Genomic DNA, 23,145 nt, shown 5'->3' with positions numbered 1-23,145 from the left:
CCATCAGACTTGCTACCACCAGTTAGAACCTGTTGTTTCTATACAGCACACCCAGACAGAAGCAGAGAAGAAGCTAACAACATCAATAAACTTTTACGCATCAAGGATCATCCCTACCAAGAGTTTTTGTGTTAAGTTGTTGCGGTAAGATTGCTAACTTAAAATATAGCCTCAAAAACTTTAAGAGTTTTCTTAATGATTTCTGTCTGATTCTTGAAAGAAGGAATAATAGTTGCTGCGCGTGATAATGTTAATTGTTTCTATCTTGGCATTACCTGAAACATTAGGTTGCTCTTTTATTGTGTTCTTGTTTGTGAATAACTGGTTAAGTAAACAGGAGGCGATTGCCATCGCGCGTATTATTGCCGTCGAGATGCGTTCATCTGGTTATATAGATAGTTTCGAACTTCGTGTGAGCAGATTTGGGGCGAAGAAGTTTTTTAGTATGTTTGGGGAGTTTTACCTCAACCAATTTGATCCCGACACACGAGAGAGAAAGTATCAGGGGGATGTATCTCTGCAAGGTGTGGGTAATGTGTACTGTGAGTTCACTTATGATCACTACAAGTTTACCAAGTGCACCCTCACTGCTGGTGTGTTCTGATTGCTTTCCAAATGCTCTGGTGCGCCTTGCGTTAACCTTTCAGTCTCATGAGCGCCAGCGGCAGTACAATCAAGCGTTTCATATTGCTCACTCCCAAATGTTTGCAAGGGCAGCGCCCACGCTCTTAACGTCAATTTTCAAATAGTTCATGGTGACTTTGGGATCTGAGTGGTTCAGCGCTTTCATTGCTAAAGCCAAATTCCCGTTAGACTTCTCCCACACCTGTGTGGCAGAAAACTTGCGAAAAGAATGGCATCCTACTGTTCCTTTGATCCCCACATTCTCCGCAGCCTGTTTGATCTCACGGTTCACCTGTTCACGGCTGACAGGGGCTTTTCCTGATGCACGATTGCTGTGTGACGTAAAAACATATTCGTCTTTCGGGAATGCCTGGCGGCGACGTTCTACAATCTCCCACACCTTCGCAGGGACGATGATTTCTTTCTTCTTGCACGTCTTACTCTCCAGCACTTCCAGCGTATTTCCTTCCTTGAACTGGGTGAACTTTAAATTCACCGTATCCCCGACACGTAAGCATAAAGAGGCCATTGTTACCGCTACGTCTGCGAATAGCTGTTTGTTATGACTTTCAAGCCAGTTAATCAGCTTAAAAGCCTCTGCCTGGGTGATTATCTTCGTGGTCGCCATCTGCTTATCTCCGTAAATCTTGAAACTGTGAAATAAGATTATGATCATTTTCAGCAAGTTACAACTATTCAATCTCACATTTTTTTGACGGAGTGGTGGAAGGTTGCGCCATTTCCAGCACTACTGAACGCGAAAAAGCACGGACTCCTGTTTGAAATTCGAACAATTTCGGAATATCTTGAACAAAATCATAATGTTGGCAAGTCTAAACAGATGTTTGAACGTTGCCAAATCCTGGCGAGGCTATGCACGGTTTATGCAGATTCATTGCATACCAGAGAGGCGAAGGGCGAAGATAAAGCGTAGCGTATCAAATAAATCAATAGGTTAGGTATTCTATCTCACATTTCTACAGAACCTTGAGGTAGGGATATTGCACCGTAAATGATAATGATTCTCATTTGAATTGATTGTACTAAGAAATGATTAGAATGCTAATGAATTGGCTGGTTTCAGCATGGAAAAAGAAACATCGTTTCAATTTAGAAAACTCATTCAGCACATTGCACCTATCATGAAAGTGCTCATTGTGGACAATGATCGCTGTGAGCCGCACGGCGCAAGGCTTTCGTATAAGTGATGAAAGATACTTTGAAAGTGAGAAAGGCGCTCAGAGAGCGTTACTGGTGGATTATTTGGAATAGATTAAGCATCGCTTTACCTGGGGTTTAGCGGGTATTTAGAATGTAATTAGCGTGGGATTTTTCCGGCGCTATGGAGGCGAGTATTCGCGATTAACACGCAATCATGAGTGAAACGAGGGATGTAGGGTTAATTCTCCATAAAGTGGACTGTACAATTTGGTATGCGCTGATCACGCGCATGGAGGATAGCTATACAGGAAAGTGACTTCTACAGAAAAGTATTGTTGAGAAGAGATTTTTCCTGTATAGAAACTTGTCATGTTCGCTTCACTCACTGACACAAACCAACTACTAACTACCCTTAATTAAATTAAGGTTATTAATTATCTCTCTTATGTTCTCGTATTCCTCGAACATACATCATTGTGCAGGATGATCATGAGCAGATACCTTTTCATGCGACATTCACCCGCTGATCGCTGGTTCATTGTGAGCCTACGATCTCAACACATCAAAATTATGTAAAAGGGCTTATCATTAAAATGATGTGTTAACAGGTTCATTGTGCGATGTAGCGTAGCTACAAGATCGGCTCACTCGCATGAAGAGCCGGAAATGATGCCAATCGTAGAAGCGTCCTCTCCGGTTGGCAAAACTACCATAAAAACTTGTTGACTTCCACTAACTAATGTTGCTATAAAGCACATTATGTCATTGACATTTAGCAAGGCATTGAAATAGATCAATAAATGTCTTGACAAAACGTTCGTTTGTATGTTATAGTTAGGTATGTTCTGAAGAAACAGAACAACAATTCACTCTACAGATTTCCTTTAAGCCTCCTCCTGGGCATTCGGTGAGGGGGCTTTTCTGCGTCTGTAGCTCACCGACAAGGTGAGTCCCCACAATGAATAAGGAGACAATCTTCTATGAAGTATTTCAGCAGTGACCAGGTGTTTTATGAACTGGTGAGTGGTAAAGCCACAAGAGATTTAATCTACGCATCTATGTACGTAGCCAGAAAACGAAAGTATTTCGAACGTGAACAGATGTTTAAAGAAGCACTATCCCGTTTTGATGAATTTAAGAAGGATTCCAAAGAATGAAGATTAACTTCACCCCTGAAACTTACGAGGCTTTGATCAATCGGGCTAATCGTGAAAATAAAGCCGCCGCCGCACTGGTGAGCGAATTAATAACAACAATCCTTAACAAAGAGGAAACAAATGAACCAAAGAAGAAAAGTAATAACCTACGTTGATGCAATTTGCGGATCTGGAAAGTCCACCACGTTACAGCACTACATCAAATCAAGTTTATTAACAAACTCCGAAGCAATTCCCCCTCGTTATCTTCTCGTGATGCCAACACATGAATTATGTGGACAGGTGAGGGAAGAACTAAAAGACAGACGGGTGAAGAGTTTCCATGTGGACACCGAAACAGAAGCGGTAAGACACCTAATTTCCACCTTGGAATACGATTTCCAGCATTCGGTTATTATCTGTACACATCAATGTTTCATTCATTACTGCTATCGTGCAGCGCTTGAAACGGAACTTCAAAACCTTCTCCGTAATTTCAGTATCTTTGTTGATGAAATCCCTGATGCAATGTTTGGCGCTTACATCAAAGTGCAGCATACCAAACGGACGGAACAAAATTTCCCATTCCTGGATTGGCTGGAAGAGCGGGACGGATTGTTATTCCTGAGTGAGGATAAGCGTGAAGATTTCTACGACTATTGGCACGAAACAGAGGCGAATGGTGCTGAGTTAAAGCGCCTGCTCTGGGCGATTATGCAGGGTGCTGGACTTCTCTACGAAGAGAATAAACACCTGTTTGCCTTCACTGAGTCTCCAATTATCAGATCTGTAGAATGGGCTGAACAACTCACACTTTTAGGTGCTGGCTCTTCTCGAAGTTTGTTTACCTGGGCTGCTGAACATCTGGCGAAATACGAAGTTGAGGAAGCTGGTGAAGATTTACAGCCGCCACTTGAAAGACGTAAACATAAGCGTGTACCGATCTCCCTGGTCGCCGTATGTGAAAACAGATGCACTTTGACAGCATTACAGAAAGTGTTTCACGAACATCTCCAGGAAATCATCCAGCGCGTGCCTGGTGAATTTATCTTCGCTACCAACAGAGATAAATCCCTGTGTCAGTTTACTACGATAGGGGATGAAATTCTTACCGATGCTTCCCGTGGTATCCGTGTTTCAATGGCTTCCTATGGCCTGAACCATTACCAGCACATACACAATGCAGCGTTTCTTGGTTGCAGTAATCTTGATAAAGATTTCCAAGGTAAATGGCGGCAGTATGCGGAGCTTAACGGCTGGAATGTTGAAGAATTTGAACAGAAGCAACGCTCCGCGATGAATTATGAACGGTGCTACCAGTTTATTAGTCGTACATCTATCCGTAATGCTGACACTGATCACCCTCTGGTGTTCGTAGTACCTGATCTGGCAACTGCTGAATACATCAAAGAGCATTATTTCCCTGGAGCAAAGATTGAATGTCTGAAATTTGGGAAAGTGAGAAAGAAAGTTAAAGGTAACAACACCCGTAAAGAAGTACAGGAACACAAATCCAAAGGATTGACCCAAAGACAAACGGCTGAACTAATGAAGAAAGGGATCGCCACAATACAACGCCACTGGAACTAATCAGGAGGACTAATTGATACAATACATAAAATTGAACAACACAAACCAGATACAGATCAACGATAGCGGGAAGGGCGTTTACCATGCCCTGGTTTGGTTCTGGAGAGGACGTAGGACACGCATTTCCTACGGAGAACTATCTGATAAATCCGGTGTAAGTGATCACGGGATCAGGTTCTGGCTTCGTGCGCTGCGCAACATTGGTGTGATTGAGATAGATGATGAAAGTAGCTATTTATCATTCACGCTGAAACACATCGAACGAGACAATGTAGAATTTATCTACTCTAATTTCTAAAACTCACAATAGGGAAACTTTTATGATCATCGCTATGTATTGGTTATTTGCATTTTACGCAGTATGGACATTAACGAGAAAACACGGAAGTTTCCCTCTACGAGGAATGAATGGGAAAAAGAAAACGTAACGTAGTTACAAAATTTGAACGAAACGCACAATCATTATTACGAACATCTGATTTTCAAAATCTATCTCGCCTTTCGAAGGAATACAATTCTGTTCCTGGTGAATGGCAAACTACAATAATTGAAGAGAATAGCCCTGCAATGTCTCCTGACGAGATGGGCGCATTACAGGATATTCTCAATAGCTGCCCTGGTGCATTCTGGAAACCCAGGAAGATGAAAATCTTTAATGTGGATTCTTCAAATCTTCACAAATGGCAAATTCTTAATTTCTCCTCATACGAACATTATTGCGGCTGGCTTTCGGTTAATCACCTTAACAATTTAACCCGCGACTTTGACACCCTATTTGATACCAAGGAACATTATGACTCTTAACACTATGGACACCGTGAACATCGTGAACACCCTTATTAACTCTTTCCACGATATCTGGCATCTACCAGCATTGCAGCTTGTTAATAAGGCGTGGCGTGAGAGAACGCCCTCCGCGCTTCTGGAAGCGATACAATACACTGAACAGGCAATTACCGCCCTTGAACACTGGAGCGCTGCTGTAGAGCACCTGGTGCAGATGAACGGGGATACCGTCACCGTGGATCAGGCGTGGCGCATTGCCAATGACCTTGAAGAGCTTGCTTGCTCCCTGCAATACATCACCGCCGAACTTGCGGAACTGGCAGGAGCCATTGCCGAGAAATATGCAGTAAGCGAATTTGAATAAAAATGCAAGGAAAGTGAATAAAATTTCGGTTTGGGTATTGACAAATTAACAGAAATGTTATAGAATAAGAAGTATGGATAGTATTCGAATCACCTCTCCCTCCAGAATGCCGTTTCTCATAGCGGCACTCTCTCCATCTGAATTTTCTCTCTGAAAGCTGGTTGTTTTCCTTTGTTGTGTTTAGTTCCAAAGGGTGGCGCGGGCGTTCCCACTTGTGTCGGGTGGTAACGGACAATCACCGCGCACATTCTCTTTCAGAGAGCAAATTCTTTGCTCTAAACCTTATAACCCCGTTAGGATTATAAGTAGTCAGACTGAATAAATGCCGTCAGTGGTAGTTACGTTCAGGCTGGCAATCTCTTATTACTATTCCAGTGGTGATATTGAGATTCCATTCCCACTTCTCGCCATGACAGAAGGGCTTCTGTTTTGAAGTGGGAGCAATGACGGGCGATCCTTCTTCTGTTATTCGTAACAGTTGCGCCCTTCATTTTATTCAAGAAACCATTCTTTAACTTCATAATCCTCCGAAACGATGACGTTAAACAATGCTTTCTAACAAGGGCATACTCTTCAGGGCTACTTCGGTAGCCCTTCTCTTTACCCTGCATACAGCATTTATGTTGTACGCAGACACAACGCGAAGGAACAACACAATGTTCTTATTAAACAATCGCGACCGAATCCTAAAATACAAATCCGAAGTGATTCAAGTTAACCCTGAAATAACAGCTAAAGTGGCTGAAATGGCAGGATGCACTATAGAAGAAATTGAACTCGCTGTAGAGCGTTATTTCCCTTCTGAGGACACTCCTCAACTTAGTATGCAGGAACGGATCGCAATCAAATCCAAGGAAATCAAACAACAATGATTGTAGACCTAACCGAACTTTTCCCAATTCGTAAGAGTTTCACGGACGTAGTGAGCTACGCCACTGATTCTTTTGCAGTCGTAGAAGGTCGTGTTTTCGACCTGCCAGCGGATATTCAATGCGCCGATGTCATCGGGGCTGATGGCGCTTTATACACCTCCGGCGATAATGCCTTTGTGGTGGTAAGTGATTTCGTGAGTGCTGGCGACGGTAAAACCGTGAATGTCCTACGTGCGCCTAATGTTGGCAGCTTCGTAGCGCTCAAAGCCGACAACCTGAATGCAGCTAACCACGCCGCAGCTATTACCACGCTCGAATCCAAAGGATTCGTATGCCGTCCATTCTTCACCTCTTAATCAAGGATGATCATTAATGACTAAAATCGCAATTGGGCGTGAGATGGTCGATTTAGCGCCAATCTTCCAGGCCCTGCCGGAACGTAACTACCTTATGAATGCCCTCGACCTCTTCGACGAAGTAGGTGTTCAGAATCCGAAAGTGGTGGTGACACAGCTTCTGGATGATAACTACAGCCTGTTTAACACCCCGCAGAGCCGTTATTCATCAAACCACGACACTACCGCGCGTCAGAATGGTAAAGAATATTTGGTGGAGATTCCTTGGTTTGCAAGGGAAGACACCTTCAAACCAGTAGACGTACAAGGGAAAAGGGTACAAGGCACTGATTACGAACAAACCGTTACAGACCTGTACACCGAATACACTGGGAAACATAAAATTGCTTACCTTCGTACCCGAGAATCGTACCTGGCCCGCTGCCTCTTCAAAGGTGAAGTGTACACCCCTGCAACTGATGACCTGCTGATCTCTTATGCTGAATTGTTTGGCGTTGTGCCAATGACAGCCAGCGTGAGTGCAGCGACAGCGGCACAGGATTTTGATGCCATCTTAGACAAAGTTCAGGCTGCCGCAGGTGGATTGGCTGGTCAGATTGAACGAGTGATCGTATTCGCTAAACCTGCTGCATTCAGCCAGATTCGCTTCTCTGACAGTATGTCTAAAGCGTTCCAGTATGTAGCGCCATATGACGACCGTAACCTGTTCTACCAGCGTCACGAGCTTCTCCCTGGTGTTTCAACCTTTAGCCTACCTGGTAGCCCAGTAGATTTTGTGAAGGTCACAGACACGCTGATCCTTGCACAGATGCCAGATGATGCTGACATGGTGGCGGTTCCGGTGTTCAGCAAGGGCAGTGGCAGTACAAACCCTTATCAGAACATCTACGGCGCTGCCTCTGGCAACTTTGCGCTGATTGATGCTGCACCTGCTGAATACTACTCCTGGGGCTACCTGAGCGAGCGCGGCGATGCTTACCACGTTATGCACGAAAACAGCGCACTGCCTGTAAACCATGCGTTAGGTATGCAGGTGAAAATCACCATCACTGCTTAATGAGCAAGCGGCAGCCTGCCGCTGGAAATAATCAGGCGTTTTAATGAGGGATGCTCACTAATCCACAGCGCAATTGTGGCTCTGGTTGCATCCCTTTTTTTATTTCCCCCATAACAAGAGGAAAAATAGAGGTGGAACTCATACTCAAATCCAATCGTGGCCTACACGTCCGACTGAGTGCAGACGATGCAGAAGGGCTGCTCAAGGTGAGCCAGCTTTGCGAGCTATTAGAGATATCGTATACGGGCGTTAGAGCGCGTATTTTCCGTGGTGAAACCGTCGAAGCGGCAATTCATCACTTCTTGGATCAGAAAGGCGGTGGTGATGCTTGATATCAACGTAGCTTCCATCAAGACGACCGTTTCCTTTGTGGTCGATAAACAAAGTCTGGCGGAAGCCCGTAAAGCTGGCGATGACCTGAAAAAATACTTTGAGAAAATAGCCGATCCGAAGATTCGCTTCCAGGCTCAAAAGCAGCGCAGACAGAAAGCCCGTCAACAAGCTGACGATGCACGTTTTAATGATAAACCTCGTGATACGAAGGAAATGAAAGCCCAACGTGCGGCGGAGAAGCAGAAAGTCAGGGGTGAAAAGGCTAATCTGAAAGCGAAGCAGCAGCTACAGAAGCGCCAGGAAGTAGCCGAACTTAGACTTCGCCATGCAGGGCTGCAAATCTCTGGGATTAAAGGTAAATACGAGCTTGATCCTAAGTCTCAATATGAAGCGTTACGTATCATACGTCAGCAAACAGAGGAATTTGCCAAAGGCAATCTGACCAGTGCCCGTATGAACGCATCTATTCGTGAGCGTGTAACTCTGTTACGCAGAGAAGCCGCACAACAAGCGAAAGTGACACAGGCACAGCGTACCCAGTATGCCGCAGCAGCCACTAAGCTAAAGGCTCAGAAGGGCGGGAATGCTCCTATCGTCGGTGGTGGGGTATTAGGAAGCCTTGCGTTAACGGCTGGCTCCCTCGGAGTGGGGCAGCGAATTGTTGACAAAGGGAATGATAACCTCGAACTGGTGAGAATGAGTGAACGTGTGAAAACCAACCCAAACGCCATAAAAACGATGGTAGCCTGGGGACAGCAACACGGTGTTGATTCAGCTAATACCTCAAAAGCCGTCGATAACATGAAAGATGTGCGTGAACGCCTCGCCATGACTGTTAACGATGCTCAAATGAAGAATGGCGAATGGAAGGGTGGGGATGGTGGCATTACGTCGATAATGAACAAATTTGGATGGAGTAAGGATCAGATTTCCAAGTTCCAAGATTCACCACTCGATTTTGTTCAAGCTACGGTGAATGAAGGGCAACGCCGTGGTATGTCACAGGCTCAGATTGGTACGTTGATCGAGAGTTTAGGTGATGACCTGATGCACTACACCGATATGTTCATGAATAACGGTGCAGAGTATAACAAGACGCTGAAAACTCTCGTTGAATCGGGGCAGACGCTGAACGACGAGCAAATCCGCCAGGTATCCGCTTACGGCGATCTGTCCGTGGCAATGGGTAATCTGATGAATGGAGTAGACAATCAGTTGTTTACAGGCTGGATGAAAGGCTTTGCCGATGGGGGCGACGATCTGGTAAGGAACACCAAAGTGATCACAGAATCAGCCGGATTGCTCGGAGAGGGATTAGGCGACCTTGCTAAACAGGTGACGGGCTTTGTTGGAGAAATCTCCAGCGTAGTGTCCGATCTGAATGCTGGCATTCGTGAGAAGTTCCCAGATTGGTTTAGCGAAGCTAACAAGCCAGCGGCCCAGGCGGTAATAGATGGTGTAACAGGTAGTGCTGATAGTGCGGCTTCTTGGGTGCAGGACAAGACAGGGTTTAATACCCGTAGTGTCGGTCATGCTGTTAAAGATTGGTTAGGAATAGATGATCAGCCTACAGGGACAGCGGTAGAACAATACAGTCTGAATGGTGATTCTCTGCCAGGGGGATCGCTTCGTGATTCTGCTATATCATCCCTAACCAGCACCAATAGTGCGCCATCGTACAACCTTGCACCTGTATTCAATCTCAATCTTGAGGCGTCTGTTCCGCTCACAATTGCGAGTGATTCAAGTAGGCTTGCGGATTATGTGGATTTTACGGCGAAAGCCTCACAAGCGGCGTTTACTCAGTCACTAACCTTGTCAGCCTTGAGCGGTCAAAGCAGTACAGGCGGGTGATACATCAAAGGGGCGTAAGCCCCTTTTTTGATGGTTTCAACACTACAGCAATAAATCCACGTTTTTAAAAGGGACAGATTTAAAAAGATACCCCTGTAATCCCCAAACCCCCACCTCACGCAGTATTCCCAAATGTTCTCGATTCTCAATCCCTTCGATAATAACTTTGCCGCAGTGTTTTTTAATTGATGCAATTAACTGGTTGAAGGTTGGTTTTTTCACCTGCTCATTGAAGAAAATACGATCTATTTTTACCACTTCAAAGTAACCTTCTATCAAACTAACTACATTTGCATTACCTGCCCCAAGGTCATCGAGCCATAGCCCATTTACACCCTGGCTCAGCGATTTTAATAAGGGACTTTTCAATCCCTTATCCAAACCAGGGAAATGCTCAGAAAGTTCAAGTTTGATGAATGGCATCGATTCGAAAGTTTGTCTAAGTATGTAGTCATGACGTATTAAAAAAGCCATTTTCTGATCAATGTTCAGTGTACAAAATAGATTCTTTCGTTCGAACCACGTTTGCATAGTGGCAATGTTTCCACATTGTTCGTATAGGAAAAGCCGCTTCCTATCTAAATCCCAAGATGAAATTACGAATTCAGGGTGAAGGGGGCGTCCATCTGAGGCAATGAAGCGAGTGAGAAGCTCAACGCCTAACAACCTCTCGTCAATGCTCACTATAGGATCAGCAATGAATGTAGTATCCATAACAAATACCTTAAATTTTAATTAAAATTATATTGTAATTTTTATCACAATAAAGCAATAGTATTGCTAAAATTTATGGTACGGATGCAGGGTTTTGACTAAATGATTGATATGAAATGACTTTTTACTTTGCGGTGGGTGTTTGCTGATTGTTATATATTAGTCTTGTGATGTATTTCTGGTTGTTTTTTTGCTCGGTTTTTTGTTTGATACTGGTTCATATTCACCTAAATATATAAGTAATGTAATAATGTTCTATTCGATACGTTAACGAGGGGCTTACGCCCCTTTTCTTATGGGTTGTCAATTCTTGAATAGCGTAGCAATTCGATGTACTGCTGTAGCTCAACAGGGGAGGCGGCATTCTTGCTGTATGTTTTGAAACTCTCCGTTTCTCCTCTCGAATGTCCCAGAAGAAGGGCTATGCGATCTTCTGGGACGGGGTTTAACTTATCTCGACCAACCCCGCCCCTATCCAGAGTTTGAGCAACGAGATGCCTGATCGAGTGAAACACCTTGTTTTCCTGCCCTGGGAGAATGTCGCGTTTAAGTCGTCCAAAGCGGTTTACATGCCACGAGGAGCGCTTGCCGTCCTCTCTCTTGGTCACACTTGCACGGTAGAATAAAAAACCGTTGTGCGGCTTCTGGCAGCGTTCCAGAACCATTGTTCTAATCGCACTATGAAGTGGAACCAACCGCGCCGCATTGCGTGTCTTACCCTCCGTAACCTCGAAACATAGCACCCCCTCTACTTCACAGATATTGTCTGATTTTAAACTGGCTATTTCATTAATGCGCATCCCGCTATAAGCGGCGATAGTGGTCACATCCCTTAGCTCGTCCTCTCCTAACTTGTTAAACGCGCTAATGAGCTTCGTAATATCCTCTTCCGTGAATGCCTCGTAACTCTGGCGGCTCTGCGCTGTGTTGAGTTTATGCCCCCTGAACACGTTACTTTCCAGCGGTGGGGCGTCCTGGTATCGGGAAGAGGCAAGATCGAAAATGTTTGCCATTGCTGATAGATAGTTAGCCACTGTCTGGACTGCCTTTGTCTCTCTGAGATGATCAAGCCAGCCTGTAACGGTGGTACGGTTGATATCGTTAAGTTCCACATCCTTCTTTCGCAGGTAATTCAGGAATAGTTCTACGGCTTTCCTGGTCTTGCTTAATGTTCCCATTTTCAGGCGATCAGCGTTATGCATAAGGTAGATCTCTAACATCTTAATCAGAGAAGGGCATTGGTAGATAATCGGCGCTGATGCTTTCGGGGCAGCTTTCGCGTACTTAGCCACGCTCTTTAAATAGCTGATCGTGTCCTGCAAGCTGTCCGGTTTTGGAGGCTCTGCAATTTGCCTGATGTGGTGAAATTCATCGGCTATAACATCACGCTTCCTACGAGCCACACGAAGATCGGAAGTTTTCAGACTACGGACGAGAGTTTTTCTTCCACCAAATGCATTACGGAGCCATACAGGAATTGAGATCCTGACGTAATAAACTCCGTAACTATCGGAAATGATGTATTGATCCGGCTTGTATTTCATTTTCCACCCCGTTAAAGTTGAGGGGCGTTTATCATGTGCAGGGTGAATGCCAGATTATCAGCGTGCGTAAAAATCGTTAAATCAGGTAGTTGCGAAGGTCGTAGAAGAAGACCCGAACACAAGATTTATCGCGTGTTACACTCCTATTATCGGCACCAGTCATATCAAGTAGTTACGCATCATTTGTACATTCCTTATTTTCACTATGGGACATTTTTGGGACAGAAGAGCCGAAAATCGAGTCAATTTGTCGTGCATGTTCTGTCAGGTGGTTAGGTGCCAAGTGAGCATATCGACGAACCATTTCTATTGACTCCCAGCCTCCCATCTCCTGCAACACAGAAATAGGCACTCCAGCTTGAACAAGCCAACTTGCCCACGTATGTCTCAGGTCATGAAAACGGAAATCTTCAATCCCGGCTCTTTTTAGTGCAGCCCTCCATGCAGTGTTGGCATCGTAGCGCATCTTCCTCACTACAGGTGATTTGGTTCCGTCAGGCTTAGTGCTGCTTTCCTTGTAAACGAAAACCCACTTGTGGTGATTTCCGATTTGCTTTTTCAGCACTCGGCAAGCAGTATCATTCAGCGCCACGCCAATGGCCTGATTAGACTTGCTCTGCTCCGGGTGAATCCAGGCAACTTTTCTCTGCATGTCTATCTGCTGCCATTCCAGATTGATGATGTTCGAACGTCTTAAGCCAGTAGAAAGCGCAAACTCTACGACTGACTTAAGCGGCTCCGTGAATCGCCACGGGTTTAACAGACACCTCAGAGTCATTTAAGATGACTTAAAGAGAGGTGCCCATGAGCGGTAAGCGTTATCCTGAAGAGTTTAAAATTGAAGCAGTCAAACAGGTTGTTGATCGTGGTCATTCTGTTTCCAGTGTTGCAACACGTCTCGATATCACCACTCACAGTCTTTACGCCTGGATAAAGAAGTACGGCCCGGATTCTTCCACTCATAATGAACAGTCAGATGCTCAGGCCGAGATCCGCCGTCTTCAGAAAGAGTTGAAGCGGGTTACGGACGAACGGGACATATTAAAAAAAGCCGCTGTAGATTCAATCTGTCAATGCAACACCCCTTTCAATTATCTCTTTCGGTGTTTTGAACTTCAGTGTCTTTCTCGGTCTGTTGTTTAGCTGAGCAGCAACCAGATCTAGTTCATGTTGAGTATATTGGGCAAGACATGTCTTTTTAGGAAAGTACTGCCGAATTAGCCCATTTGTGTTCTCATTTGTTCCCCGCTGCCAAGGACTCTGAGGATCGCAGAAGTAAACTTTAACGCCGGTGCTGACAGTAAATTCTAGATGTCTGGCCAGTTCCATTCCTCTGTCCCATGTCAGTGATTTTCTGAGTTCTGACGGTAAACTCAGGAATTTGTCGGTAAGAGCCTGATTTACTGAGACAGAATCTTTGCCCCTGAGTCTAAGGATGATCGTATAACGTGATTTTCGGTCTACAAGTGTGGCTATATGAGAGTTTTTTGTACCTGAGACTAAATCGCCCTCCCAATGCCCCAGAGAGCGTCTGTTATCGATATTTCGGGAACGTTCGTGAATTGGTGTTCCGTTCACTATGTTAATCGTACCTCTTTCGCCTTTGCGGGTATGACGCCTGCCATGGCGAAGGCTATGCGACCGTCGCAGATGCTGTATATTCAGGTGGTGTAGCGCTTCACGGCTACGAAAGTACAGCGTTTTATAAATTGTCTCAGGTGATATTCGCAGCGTTTTTTGACGTGGTTTTGTTCGCCTTAACCATCCTGATATTTGCTCTGGAGACCATTTCATCTCCAGCTTTTCCAGAACAAGCTTTCGCAATGGTAAATTTTGATCCAGTAAGCACGGTTTTGGCCTTTTCGCCATTCTGTTGGCTCGGTTATTAGCATCAACAGCTTTGTAATAGCGTCTGCCCCGATTACGCTGAACTTCACGTGAGATCGTCGAAGGACTGCGATTCAGCGCAGTAGCTATCGCACGAATGCTCATTTTGGCTGACAAACCAGCTCGTATCTCCTCGCGCTCAGACAGTGTCAGGTGAGCTACAGCCCGCTTACGCTCATGGGGTTTTATGCCGCCAGTATCCCTTAACATAGTGAAGATCGTTCCGGGTTTTGAACCCAGGATATTCGCTATTTCACTGAAGCCTGTTCCGTTCTTCCATAGTTCAAAAACAGAGGCTTTTTCCTCTGCTGTAAATGTTCGTCTCATTCAAAAAACCTCCGCAACCCCATGTTTTCACATAACTGTTGCGTTGACCAATTGAATCTACAGCGATATTTTTGATTATGTCGAAATGTTTTATAACAGTAAGCGTCGGCATGGTTCGAGCGAGCAGATGCCACCGGCTGAATATGAAAACCTATATTATCAACGGCTCAGAAGTGTCTAGATTATCCGTGGCGATTCATCAAATAGTGGATTTGTAACCCTCACTAAAGAAATGATACCTGTTGGATCAGTTATAGAATTTGAAGCAAAAAATGGAACAGGAGGCTCAGTAACAACAAATGCGTCAGCAAGAATTATAGCATCAGCTTCAAATATAAGATGATTATATAGGCCGTTAACATTGTGTCTTTAACGGCCTATATGAATCACCTACCGCTCATTGAAAAAATCAAAGCACTTCAACATGTACAATGAAGAAATTATTAAAAGAATCTCAAAGACAAAGTAAACCCTAACCCCAGAAGCATATACTGTGGGAGAAAACCCCATAATCATAATGGATGCAAAGCCACACAGAATACTGGCAAGCGGCAATCCTGATATTGCTTTATTAAGCATCATATCTATGATTAGAAATAACATAGAGACTACAAAGGCAATGCAATAAGCATAGTTAAAATAGACAATTAATCGTGAAACATTCCCATTATCAGTAATGTTACCCTCAAAAAACAACCCACCGCACAAAGAGTGATATACCATAAGGGGGGCAAATGAGGATACAAGAATCAACATAAGGAGAGCGTGAAATGATACTATTTGCCTCTTGAGCCTTAAAAGCACAGTAAGTAATGAGGCAATGAGTAGCGGATAATTGTATTTGAACGTAATGAACTGATACACCTTATCAAATCCAAGTGACACCTTTTGCACCAGAGTAAAATGATCAAATAGCGGCATCCAATTAATAGTCTCTAAATGGAGTCTGTTAATGTTACCTGGAGCAGAAATGCATATTGCAAAGTTAATTGAAATTAGCGCAAGCAACAAATAAAAATATCTACACCTTGTAGATGGCATAGATGCAGTCATTATGGCAGAGCAAATAATAAGACATAAAGCAACCTGTTCCATGTATGAAACGTATATAGCAAGCGGTATGCATATAATTTTAACAAAATAACCGCTATCGGCGTTGAATAAAACAGAAAAAATATACACAGCCACAGATAGAGGAAGTAAGTAATTATAAAATCCAGTAACCCACCAAGAAGCGTCGCCATTTATAGTTGCAGGGATCAGGCTGAAAAGCAAAACAAAAATAGCAATATAAGTAGCTGATGGTTTAGCAGTTAATATTCGGCATGAAGAGTATGCAAGCAAAACTATAGATAAAGGAATTCCCAATTTCCAGAATAGAGAATATCCTATAGTGGAAACCATTAGTAGTTCAATTGCTGTCCTTCCACTCCATATGTGATAATTATTATAGATAAAATCCATAACCCTTCCGCTATTAAAAACAGAAAGGAATACATGGTCGTCATTTGTTGGTGACAGGCCTATAGTAGAAGCGTAGCTATACAGATAAGCGAAAACAATAGATAAAAGTAACGCAGACCTAATGCTAGACGCATTCATACTTAGCTTCATATGTTTTACCATTAAGATCAGTAAGTGAAATTAGAATGTATTTTGACTTAAACTCATTTTTCATAGACATTCTGGAGGAATAGAATCCAGACTTATCATATGTTCCTGGGCTGCTAAGGTATGCGCTCACATCCGGTCTACGTTGCATAGAGGTGAATAGCTCTACTTTACTATTTGAGCCAGAAAGTAAATAAACTCTTATTTGGCTGTTCGTTACGCCATCTGCAACGGCCCATCCAGAAACAAATGCAGAATTGCCTGATAAAGCGCACGAGTCAACATGAAAAGAGCTTATCGGTAAAGTCATTTCATCATCTGCACCAAAATCTATATTATTCCACGATAAAAAAAACACAAATGGAATAATAAAGCACAGTGATAATGAAGCATAGTATGCACTAGCTAAAAATTTACGTTGAAAGATAAGCATAACAATGAATTACCCATTTCTTTTGATAATGTATCGAGGTCTTGATTTTACCTCTATATATATTCTCCCGACATACTCTCCAAGCACTCCAATGCCTATCAATTGCACGCCACCAAGGAAAAGGACTGAAACAAGCAAAGATGGGTATCCATCTACTGGATTACCGAAAGCTAAAGTATCTATGATCATCCATGCCCCGTATAGGAAGGCCATTCCAGCTACTGCCACCCCAATATATGTCCACATCCGGAGAGGGAAAGTAGAGAAGCTCGTTATTCCCTCAAGGGCAAGGTTCCAAAGCTTCCATCCGTTGAATTTGGAATTACCCGCCACGCGTTCTGCACGAGCATATTCAACGACATCAGTTTTGCCACCAACCCAACTCAATACACCCTTCATGAAAAGGTTTCGCTCAGGCATGAGCTTGATGTTTTCCACTACTTCACGAGACATCAGACGGAAATCACCGACGTTCTCTTCAATCTGCGGATTACTGATTTTGTTATGGAGTTTGTAGAACCATTCCGCTGTCTTGCGCTTAAGTCGGCCATCAGTTGAGCGGTCTGTGCGCTTAGCCAGCACCATATCAGATCCTGCTTGCCACTTCGCTACAAGATGCGGGATGACCTCTATGGGATCCTGCAAGTCTACGTCTATCGGGATAATCGCATCACCGGTTGCATGGTCAAGCCCGGCGAATAACGCAGGCTCTTTGCCGAAATTGCGAGTGAAGGATAACGGCTTCACCAATGGGTCAGAAACGGCGATTGAATTTATAATAGCCTCAGTTGCATCCCTGCTACCGTCATTGACGAAGACTATCTCTACTTCGTATGGCTTGAGGTCCTCAAAATCTCTAACGGTTTTATAGAAAATTGGAATTGCGTCCTCTTCATTGAAGACGGGAACAACCAGAGAAATCTTCATTTTTCTTCCCTAAATACAATGTGTTTTGAATAAAAAAAACCGCAAATCAGGCTTATCAACGAGAACTCAACCAAGGTAATGACTGGTGCTATCTGATAATAGTCAGACAATTTTCCAACTAGTATGCTCATTATCCCCATAAATCCAACAAACAGAAAATACCTCTTCACCTTAGGCTTTGACTTGAAAGTAAACGCTGCATTAGCAAAGAAAGAGAATGTTACAGCAGCGGCGAAGGCCAGAAAATTTGCCGTAGCCTGATTAACAGAGAATGCATAGACACCAACAGCGAAGACAAACCAGTGAATCGCGGTGTTGAACACGCCTACAGTCAAATATTTTGAGAATAGCTTAAGCATATGAGTAGTTTGGTTGTTTTAGAATTTAGCGGAGTTTACCACCTAAGACCAATCTGATCAGCACTTGATCAATTTTAAAGGTTGGAATACTGTATATGCATACAGTTGATTGGGGGTTATGGGATTTCCTAGCCCTGCAGCGGACTACGTTGAGGATCGCATATCGCTCGACAAGCGCATAATATCTAGGCCAGCGGCTACTTACTTCATGAGATCAGGCGCGACACATTACCGTGAAGGAATCCTCAGTGGTGCCTTGCTGGTCGTTGATGCATCTTTAAGGCCGTGTGACGGTTCTTTGCTAGTTTGCAGAATGGAAAGTGAGCTCAGGATTAAGCGATACTGACCTGCTCCCCGTTGATTAGTACACCCCGATGTTAGTAATGTCTTCATAAGCCACATGAGGACATCCCCATGAAGAAGCGTTTTTCCGACGAACAGATCATCAGTATTCTCCGCGAAGCCGAAGCTGGGGTACCCGCCCGTGAACTCTGCCGCAAGCATGCCATTTCCGATGCCACGTTTTACACCTGGCGTAAGAAGTATGGCGGTATGGAGGTGCCTGAAGTTAAGCGCCTGAAGTCGCTTGAGGAAGAGAACACCAGACTCAAGAAGCTGCTTGCCGAAGCCATGCTGGATAAAGAGGCGCTTCAGGTGGCTCTTGGGCGAAAGTACTGACGACAGACCAGAAGCGGGAAGCCGTGATGTTGATGTGTGATGCGACCGGTCTGTCGCAACGTCGTGCCTGCAGGCTTACAGGTTTATCCCTGTCGACCTGCCGCTATGAGGCTCACCGTCCGGCTGCTGATGCGCATTTATCAGGGCGCATCACTGAGCTGGCACTGGAGCGCAGGCGTTTTGGCTACCGTCGTATTTGGCAGTTGCTGCGCCGTGAAGGGCTTCATGTTAATCATAAGCGCGTGTACCGGCTTTATCACCTCAGTGGCCTGGGCGTAAAACGCAGAAGACGTCGTAAAGGGCTGGCAACAGAACGTCTGCCGCTGCTCCGTCCGGCGGCGCCCAATCTGACCTGGTCGATGGATTTCGTCATGGACGCACTTTCCACCGGTCGCAGGATCAAGTGTCTTACCTGCGTCGATGATTTCACAAAGGAATGCCTGACGGTCACTGTTGCCTTTGGGATTTCAGGCGTTCAGGTCACGCGTATTCTGGACAGCATTGCACTGTTTCGAGGCTATCCGGCGACGATAAGAACTGACCAGGGGCCGGAGTTCACTTGCCGTGCACTGGATCAATGGGCCTTTGAGCATGGTGTTGAGTTGCGCTTAATCCAGCCGGGCAAGCCAACGCAGAACGGATTTATTGAGAGCTTTAACGGACGATTTCGCGATGAATGTTTGAATGAGCACTGGTTCAGCGATATCGTTCATGCCAGGAAAATTATTAATGACTGGCGGCAGGATTATAACGAATGCCGCCCGCACTCCACGCTGAATTATCAGACACCGTCTGAATTTGCAGCGGGCTGGAGAAAGGGTCATTCTGAGAATGAAGATTCCGACGTTACTAACTGAGTGTTGTATCTAATCGTGGGGGCAGGTCAAGCCCGGTAGTGTTAATGCGGTAGGGCTGACCGTTAACGGATTTGATCAGCTTTTTGGTTTTGAGCTTTTTGAAAACGGCGAGCGTGCAGTCAGCCAGCAGTAGCCCTTCGCGGCTATAGCATTCAACGGCGGTGACGCGGCCGGAGGTATTGCGGACGTGCACAATACGCCCACCTTTGGCGAGAACGTGTAAGGTACGTTGTTCCTGACGGGATAAATTCATACTGGAAAACCTGTTTAATCATCATGTGCAAAACGTGCAAACACACAGCGGTGTCCGCATTCGATTTCGGCGCATTGATAATCAGTCCGGCCTGGAAAGGTCGGTAAGCTGATTATCAGATGATTACATTCTCCAGCATCAAAGCCTCGGGTTGAGTTGAAAGGTATTTACGGGGTGAATGATAACACCTGATTTTTATAAGTGAATACCCAGGGGTGAAAAACGTGATCACGGTTGGCATCGGGTTGAGGAGAGGGAATCATTCCAGGCCGCTCTTAATTTTGCTGTCGACCTGAGGCTGTGGTTTGCTGAAAAGATATCCCTGCACAAGCTCGCAACCCAGAGCCTGAAGCCGCTCAAGCTGCTCTTCGGTCTCAACGCCCTCGGCTATAACGCCCATATTAAGGCTCTTAGCCATACCGGTAATAAGCTTCACAATATTAAGCGCATCTTCTTGTGTAGATATCGGATTGACAAAAGATTTATCGATCTTGATTTTATCAAAATTCAGTTCGCTGAGTCTGGAGAGCGACGAATAACCCGTGCCAAAATCATCAATGGAAATTCTTACGCCCAGTGCGCGGAGTTTTTTCAGAATCGCAATGGGGTTATTTCTGTCACTAAAGAGGGATGACTCCGTGACCTCTAACTCAAGACGGTTAGCCGGGAGCCCGGTCTCAGCCAGAACGGTCTGCACCGTATTAATAAATGATTTACTGCCTAATTGAACAGGCGAGACGTTTACGGAGATCCTGGCCGGAACAGCCCAGGAGACCGCTTCCCTACAGGCCAGTTTAAGTACGGTTTTACCTATCTCGTTGATCATGCCTGTTTTTTCTGCGGCGAAAATAAAGCTATCCGGGGAAAGCATTCCCTTGACGGGGTGCATCCAGCGAATAAGCGCTTCATAGCCGTAAATTTCCTTGCTGACGGAATTCACAATAGGCTGGTAATAAACAATAAACTCATTGTTTTCTATCGCCCTTGCCATATCATTTTCAAGCGTTCTGCTCTCCTGTAACTTCTGAAGCATTCGCTGGCGGAAAACTTTAATCTGCTGTGAGCCTGCCTTTTTGGCTTCATAGAGCGCCAGATCGGCGAACTTATAAAGATAATCAGCACGTCGTTCATTATCTGATAAAACAATACCCACGCAGGTGGCAATTTTTATGAGCTGGTTATTAATCGTATAGGGTTTACTGATATTCTCGCTGATTTCTCTAGCGCGCAAAACGGCTTCGCTTTCGTTTAACCCACTGGCTAAAAAAGCAAACTCGTCTCCGCCTAAACGGTAAAATCTGTCTGAAATATTGCTCATGGCGGTCAATCGCCTGGATACCTGACGTAACAGTAAATCGCCAGCATCATGACCATAGGTATCGTTGACCTCTTTGAATCGGTCTAAATCAAATAACATTACCGTAACGGGAACATGATTTTCTTCGGCCTCAAGATTGAGTTTGCTGAGCTCATCCCAGAAGTACAGACGGTTTTTCATGCCAGTGAGGGAATCATGGTAAACGTCATACTCTAGTTTTGAATTCTGAATCTGTAGGGTCTCCTTGGATAACTGGAGTTCTTCTGCAAGACTTTCAACCTGCCTGTGCGCTTTAAGGATGTTTTTATTTTGATAGATCGTTAAAAAACCCAGGATAATACTCAGAATGATCAGCAGTAAAGAGAGGGCTGAGTAAATATAATACAGGATCTGTATTTTATGGTTGCTACTGTTAATCGTGCTAATGTCTTTCGTTAACGCGCTTGATGAAAGCTGACTGAGTGGAGCATCCAGCAAATGCATGGTATGAAGGTATGTTTTTACATCCGAATGGCTCATTTTTTCGAGGTTAGCATCCAGATACGTAAGGATTTTATCAAGGCTTAACGCGAGGTCATGATGTGCCTGAACGTTTTTAATGTAATACCCTAAATCCCCCTCCTTAAACAGATCATTTTGGCTTAGCATAATTTCCAGCCGCATCCGGACCTGGTCTATCGTAACGTCATCGGAATCGGTTGCGTACAGACCAAGCCATGATTCAAAGCGGTAATATTCGGATACCAGTTGGGCGACAGACCATGACTCCGTGTAATGAGTCAGTTTTTGGAGCTCCTGCTGTCGATCGTAAACAAGAAAAGCAATATATCCAGTCGTGATAAAAAGAGAAAAAATGATACCAACCAGTATCCTGTTCATTATGTTCTCCTGAACTGCTATTCAATCTTCATTTTGCTGACCTGCCATGCCGATCGCGAGTAATATATCTGATTATTTAATTCAGGAAGACTGTCGTAGGGATATACAATGAATGCCGGACCTTTATCTCGGATGCGCATATATTCACCATTAACCTTCAAAGCGAGTATGGCATTATATTTTTTAAAGTCGCTGAGCGGGATGGCTGTCGCGTAATCATTAAGCGCTATAACATTGACCACGTTACCCTTTGCGCCAATATAATCCATGAGTTTGCTCATTGGAACACCCTCAAACTTTGTGCGGCCATTATACCAGGGGGATGATGTCTGGAAGCTCACCATACCGAGTTTTTCAAGGCTGGCGATATCAAACACGGCTTTTCCACTTTCATTCGTGTTCTCGATATTACCGTAAATCGTTAAAATGGGTTTACCAGCAGGTTTTGGCAACTCACCAGCCAGGGTGACGCTTTGCACTAAAAAGCAGCACAGCATTAGGATTAATCGCATTTCAGCCTCCACGTTTTAACATAAGTATAAGAATTATAATTTAGTTATCCTACTAGTTTATATATTTTATCTCTCCCCACGTTTATCCATCATAATCAGGATGTAAAAACGCCGTCAGTCGGCAGCCACCCGAGCGATGCTTAACCTTCTTACCGCAGACGCATGACAAGGAACCGTCCATCATGAAAAAAGATAGCTATGCCTTTTTAATTCCACTCATCGTTGGCGGGTTAGCGTTGATATTTGGCTTTGTTGTCTGGTCAATCGAGATTTATCGCGTGACATTTCTTACGGCCCTGGGGAACAGTATCTTGCTGCTGTCACATTGCTGCTGCCGCTGGTGGCGATAGTGATGTTCGCCGCGAAGAGGGCGTTTAAAGACAAAACCCTTGTTGACGTTGTCAAATTTTACCTCGGCCTCATCATCTTCAGCCTGCCGGTTGCCATTTTCGTCATCTTTACCGCGGCCTGGCTACTGAACGGAGAATACTCTGCCTGGAGCCAACCTTACCGGTATGAATCCGGCAGCAGAAATAGCTGTTCGGGGGCGGAAGTCTATGAGCCGGAACTCAAGAGAGAGATCCGCATCTGTTATCCTCAAGGATATTATTTAATCGATGGCACCCTGTACGTGGAAAAGCGGAGTAATTCGCTGGGTATGGTGGTGCTTTGGGCGATCGCGCGATCCTGAACCTCAGGCTCGAATAACCCCT

Annotated in this window: 24 protein-coding genes and 4 pseudogenes; 16 read left to right on the top strand and 12 right to left on the bottom strand. The window is 44.6% G+C overall.

Going from position 1 to position 23,145, the window contains the following annotated elements; translation table 11 throughout:
• The first annotated feature begins 232 nt into the window (after window positions 1-232).
• On the top strand, window positions 233-604 hold the full coding sequence (locus L350_RS11095) for a hypothetical protein (RefSeq protein WP_023303152.1): 372 nt from the start codon (window positions 233-235) through the stop codon (window positions 602-604).
• Between the two features lie 87 nt (window positions 605-691).
• Here the strand turns inward: L350_RS11095 and L350_RS11100 are convergent, their stop codons facing one another.
• Window positions 692-1,252 carry a tyrosine-type recombinase/integrase gene (locus L350_RS11100; protein WP_023303153.1) on the bottom strand — a complete coding sequence of 187 codons (561 nt, stop codon included), beginning with the start codon at window positions 1,250-1,252 and terminating at the stop codon, window positions 692-694.
• Between the two features lie 1,513 nt (window positions 1,253-2,765).
• On the opposite strand from L350_RS11100, the gene L350_RS24455 reads away from it, so the two are divergent.
• The 9 genes from L350_RS24455 (at window position 2,766) to L350_RS11150 (ending at window position 10,133) form a co-directional block, all read left to right on the top strand.
• On the top strand, window positions 2,766-2,942 hold the full coding sequence (locus tag L350_RS24455; RefSeq protein ID WP_013098603.1) for a hypothetical protein: 177 nt from the start codon (window positions 2,766-2,768) through the stop codon (window positions 2,940-2,942).
• A complete protein-coding gene (locus L350_RS24450) occupies window positions 2,939-3,097 on the top strand; it encodes a hypothetical protein (protein ID WP_023303154.1) in 159 nt (52 codons plus the stop codon). Before L350_RS24455 ends, L350_RS24450 begins: the two co-directional genes overlap by 4 nt.
• A complete protein-coding gene (locus tag L350_RS11115; RefSeq protein ID WP_023303155.1) occupies window positions 3,063-4,511 on the top strand; it encodes a DEAD/DEAH box helicase family protein in 1,449 nt (482 codons plus the stop codon). The genes L350_RS24450 and L350_RS11115 overlap by 35 nt, the downstream gene beginning before the upstream one ends.
• Window positions 4,512-4,919: 408 nt before the next feature.
• Window positions 4,920-5,315, top strand: a complete 396-nt coding sequence (locus L350_RS24250) for a hypothetical protein (protein WP_032623407.1) — start codon at window positions 4,920-4,922, stop codon at window positions 5,313-5,315.
• Window positions 5,305-5,661: a hypothetical protein gene (locus L350_RS11125; RefSeq protein ID WP_023303157.1), complete on the top strand. Its 357-nt coding sequence runs from the start codon at window positions 5,305-5,307 to the stop codon at window positions 5,659-5,661. The genes L350_RS24250 and L350_RS11125 overlap by 11 nt, the downstream gene beginning before the upstream one ends.
• A gap of 656 nt (window positions 5,662-6,317) precedes the next feature.
• On the top strand, window positions 6,318-6,533 hold the full coding sequence (locus L350_RS11130) for a hypothetical protein (RefSeq protein WP_023303158.1): 216 nt from the start codon (window positions 6,318-6,320) through the stop codon (window positions 6,531-6,533).
• Complete coding sequence (locus L350_RS11135; protein ID WP_023303159.1) at window positions 6,530-6,889, top strand: hypothetical protein; 360 nt, start codon at window positions 6,530-6,532, stop codon at window positions 6,887-6,889. The genes L350_RS11130 and L350_RS11135 overlap by 4 nt, the downstream gene beginning before the upstream one ends.
• Before the next feature lie 16 nt (window positions 6,890-6,905).
• A complete protein-coding gene (locus tag L350_RS11140) occupies window positions 6,906-7,946 on the top strand; it encodes a major capsid protein (protein WP_023303160.1) in 1,041 nt (346 codons plus the stop codon).
• A 324-nt stretch (window positions 7,947-8,270) separates the two neighbouring features.
• On the top strand, window positions 8,271-10,133 hold the full coding sequence (locus L350_RS11150; RefSeq protein ID WP_032624790.1) for a cell envelope integrity TolA family protein: 1,863 nt from the start codon (window positions 8,271-8,273) through the stop codon (window positions 10,131-10,133).
• A 42-nt stretch (window positions 10,134-10,175) separates the two neighbouring features.
• On the opposite strand, the gene L350_RS11155 is transcribed toward L350_RS11150, so the two are convergent.
• The 3 genes and pseudogenes from L350_RS11155 to L350_RS11165 form a co-directional block, all read right to left on the bottom strand.
• Window positions 10,176-10,847 (bottom strand): EAL domain-containing protein, encoded by a 672-nt coding sequence (locus tag L350_RS11155; protein ID WP_023303163.1) that lies wholly within the window; start codon window positions 10,845-10,847, stop codon window positions 10,176-10,178.
• Between the two features lie 293 nt (window positions 10,848-11,140).
• The gene (locus L350_RS11160; RefSeq protein ID WP_023303164.1) at window positions 11,141-12,391 is read right to left on the bottom strand and encodes a DUF6538 domain-containing protein; all 1,251 of its coding nucleotides are present in this window, start codon (window positions 12,389-12,391) and stop codon (window positions 11,141-11,143) included.
• A 172-nt stretch (window positions 12,392-12,563) separates the two neighbouring features.
• Window positions 12,564-13,130: pseudogene (locus tag L350_RS11165) on the bottom strand (site-specific integrase); the annotation flags it as partial.
• 65 nt (window positions 13,131-13,195) lie between these two features.
• Here L350_RS11165 and L350_RS23270 point away from each other — a divergent pair.
• Window positions 13,196-13,444: pseudogene (locus L350_RS23270) on the top strand (transposase); the annotation flags it as partial.
• A gap of 9 nt (window positions 13,445-13,453) precedes the next feature.
• Here the strand turns inward: L350_RS23270 and L350_RS11170 are convergent.
• Window positions 13,454-14,605 carry an IS30-like element IS30 family transposase gene (locus tag L350_RS11170; RefSeq protein WP_001254932.1) on the bottom strand — a complete coding sequence of 384 codons (1,152 nt, stop codon included), beginning with the start codon at window positions 14,603-14,605 and terminating at the stop codon, window positions 13,454-13,456.
• Between the two features lie 61 nt (window positions 14,606-14,666).
• On the opposite strand from L350_RS11170, the pseudogene L350_RS0122415 reads away from it, so the two are divergent.
• Window positions 14,667-14,786, top strand: a pseudogene (locus L350_RS0122415) (IS3 family transposase); the annotation flags it as partial.
• Between the two features lie 209 nt (window positions 14,787-14,995).
• Here L350_RS0122415 and L350_RS11175 read toward each other — a convergent pair.
• From L350_RS11175 to L350_RS11185, 4 genes are all read right to left on the bottom strand, one after another.
• Complete coding sequence (locus tag L350_RS11175; protein WP_032624789.1) at window positions 14,996-16,069, bottom strand: hypothetical protein; 1,074 nt, start codon at window positions 16,067-16,069, stop codon at window positions 14,996-14,998.
• 124 nt (window positions 16,070-16,193) lie between these two features.
• Complete coding sequence (locus L350_RS24245; RefSeq protein WP_144300341.1) at window positions 16,194-16,649, bottom strand: hypothetical protein; 456 nt, start codon at window positions 16,647-16,649, stop codon at window positions 16,194-16,196.
• 9 nt (window positions 16,650-16,658) lie between these two features.
• Window positions 16,659-17,576, bottom strand: a complete 918-nt coding sequence (locus L350_RS11180; RefSeq protein WP_032624788.1) for a glycosyltransferase family 2 protein — start codon at window positions 17,574-17,576, stop codon at window positions 16,659-16,661.
• Window positions 17,573-17,935 carry a GtrA family protein gene (locus tag L350_RS11185; RefSeq protein WP_032624787.1) on the bottom strand — a complete coding sequence of 121 codons (363 nt, stop codon included), beginning with the start codon at window positions 17,933-17,935 and terminating at the stop codon, window positions 17,573-17,575. The genes L350_RS11180 and L350_RS11185 overlap by 4 nt, the downstream gene beginning before the upstream one ends.
• A gap of 118 nt (window positions 17,936-18,053) precedes the next feature.
• Between L350_RS11185 and L350_RS24550 the strand changes: the two are divergent.
• Window positions 18,054-18,278: pseudogene (locus L350_RS24550) on the top strand (S24 family peptidase); the annotation flags it as partial.
• Between the two features lie 71 nt (window positions 18,279-18,349).
• Window positions 18,350-19,470 (top strand): IS3-like element ISSen4 family transposase gene (locus L350_RS11195; protein WP_085950818.1). Its coding sequence is split into 2 segments (ribosomal slippage): window positions 18,350-18,608 and window positions 18,608-19,470, totalling 1,122 coding nucleotides; the frame shifts between segments, so codons are not numbered across the junction.
• Here the strand turns inward: L350_RS11195 and L350_RS11200 are convergent.
• From L350_RS11200 to L350_RS11210, 3 genes are all read right to left on the bottom strand, one after another.
• Window positions 19,463-19,723 (bottom strand): YjhX family toxin, encoded by a 261-nt coding sequence (locus tag L350_RS11200; RefSeq protein WP_032624786.1) that lies wholly within the window; start codon window positions 19,721-19,723, stop codon window positions 19,463-19,465. The genes L350_RS11195 and L350_RS11200 overlap by 8 nt on opposite strands.
• A 259-nt stretch (window positions 19,724-19,982) precedes the next feature.
• On the bottom strand, window positions 19,983-21,920 hold the full coding sequence (locus L350_RS11205) for a putative bifunctional diguanylate cyclase/phosphodiesterase (RefSeq protein WP_032624784.1): 1,938 nt from the start codon (window positions 21,918-21,920) through the stop codon (window positions 19,983-19,985).
• Between the two features lie 17 nt (window positions 21,921-21,937).
• Window positions 21,938-22,432, bottom strand: a complete 495-nt coding sequence (locus L350_RS11210; protein ID WP_022647187.1) for a putative pterin-binding protein — start codon at window positions 22,430-22,432, stop codon at window positions 21,938-21,940.
• 182 nt (window positions 22,433-22,614) lie between these two features.
• On the opposite strand from L350_RS11210, the gene L350_RS24670 reads away from it, so the two are divergent.
• Window positions 22,615-22,782, top strand: a complete 168-nt coding sequence (locus tag L350_RS24670; protein ID WP_240183884.1) for a hypothetical protein — start codon at window positions 22,615-22,617, stop codon at window positions 22,780-22,782.
• Window positions 22,783-22,784: 2 nt separating this feature from the next.
• Entirely contained in the window at window positions 22,785-23,123 is a 339-nt protein-coding gene (locus L350_RS0122410; protein ID WP_240183883.1) for a hypothetical protein, read from the top strand.
• Window positions 23,124-23,145 lie beyond the last annotated feature (22 nt).

This window comes from Enterobacter sp. MGH 4 (genome assembly GCF_000534735.1).
Lineage (GTDB): Bacteria > Pseudomonadota > Gammaproteobacteria > Enterobacterales > Enterobacteriaceae > Enterobacter > Enterobacter intestinihominis.
The sequence above is the reverse complement of the archived record's forward strand: the minus strand, read 5'-3'. Positions and strand labels throughout refer to the sequence as shown.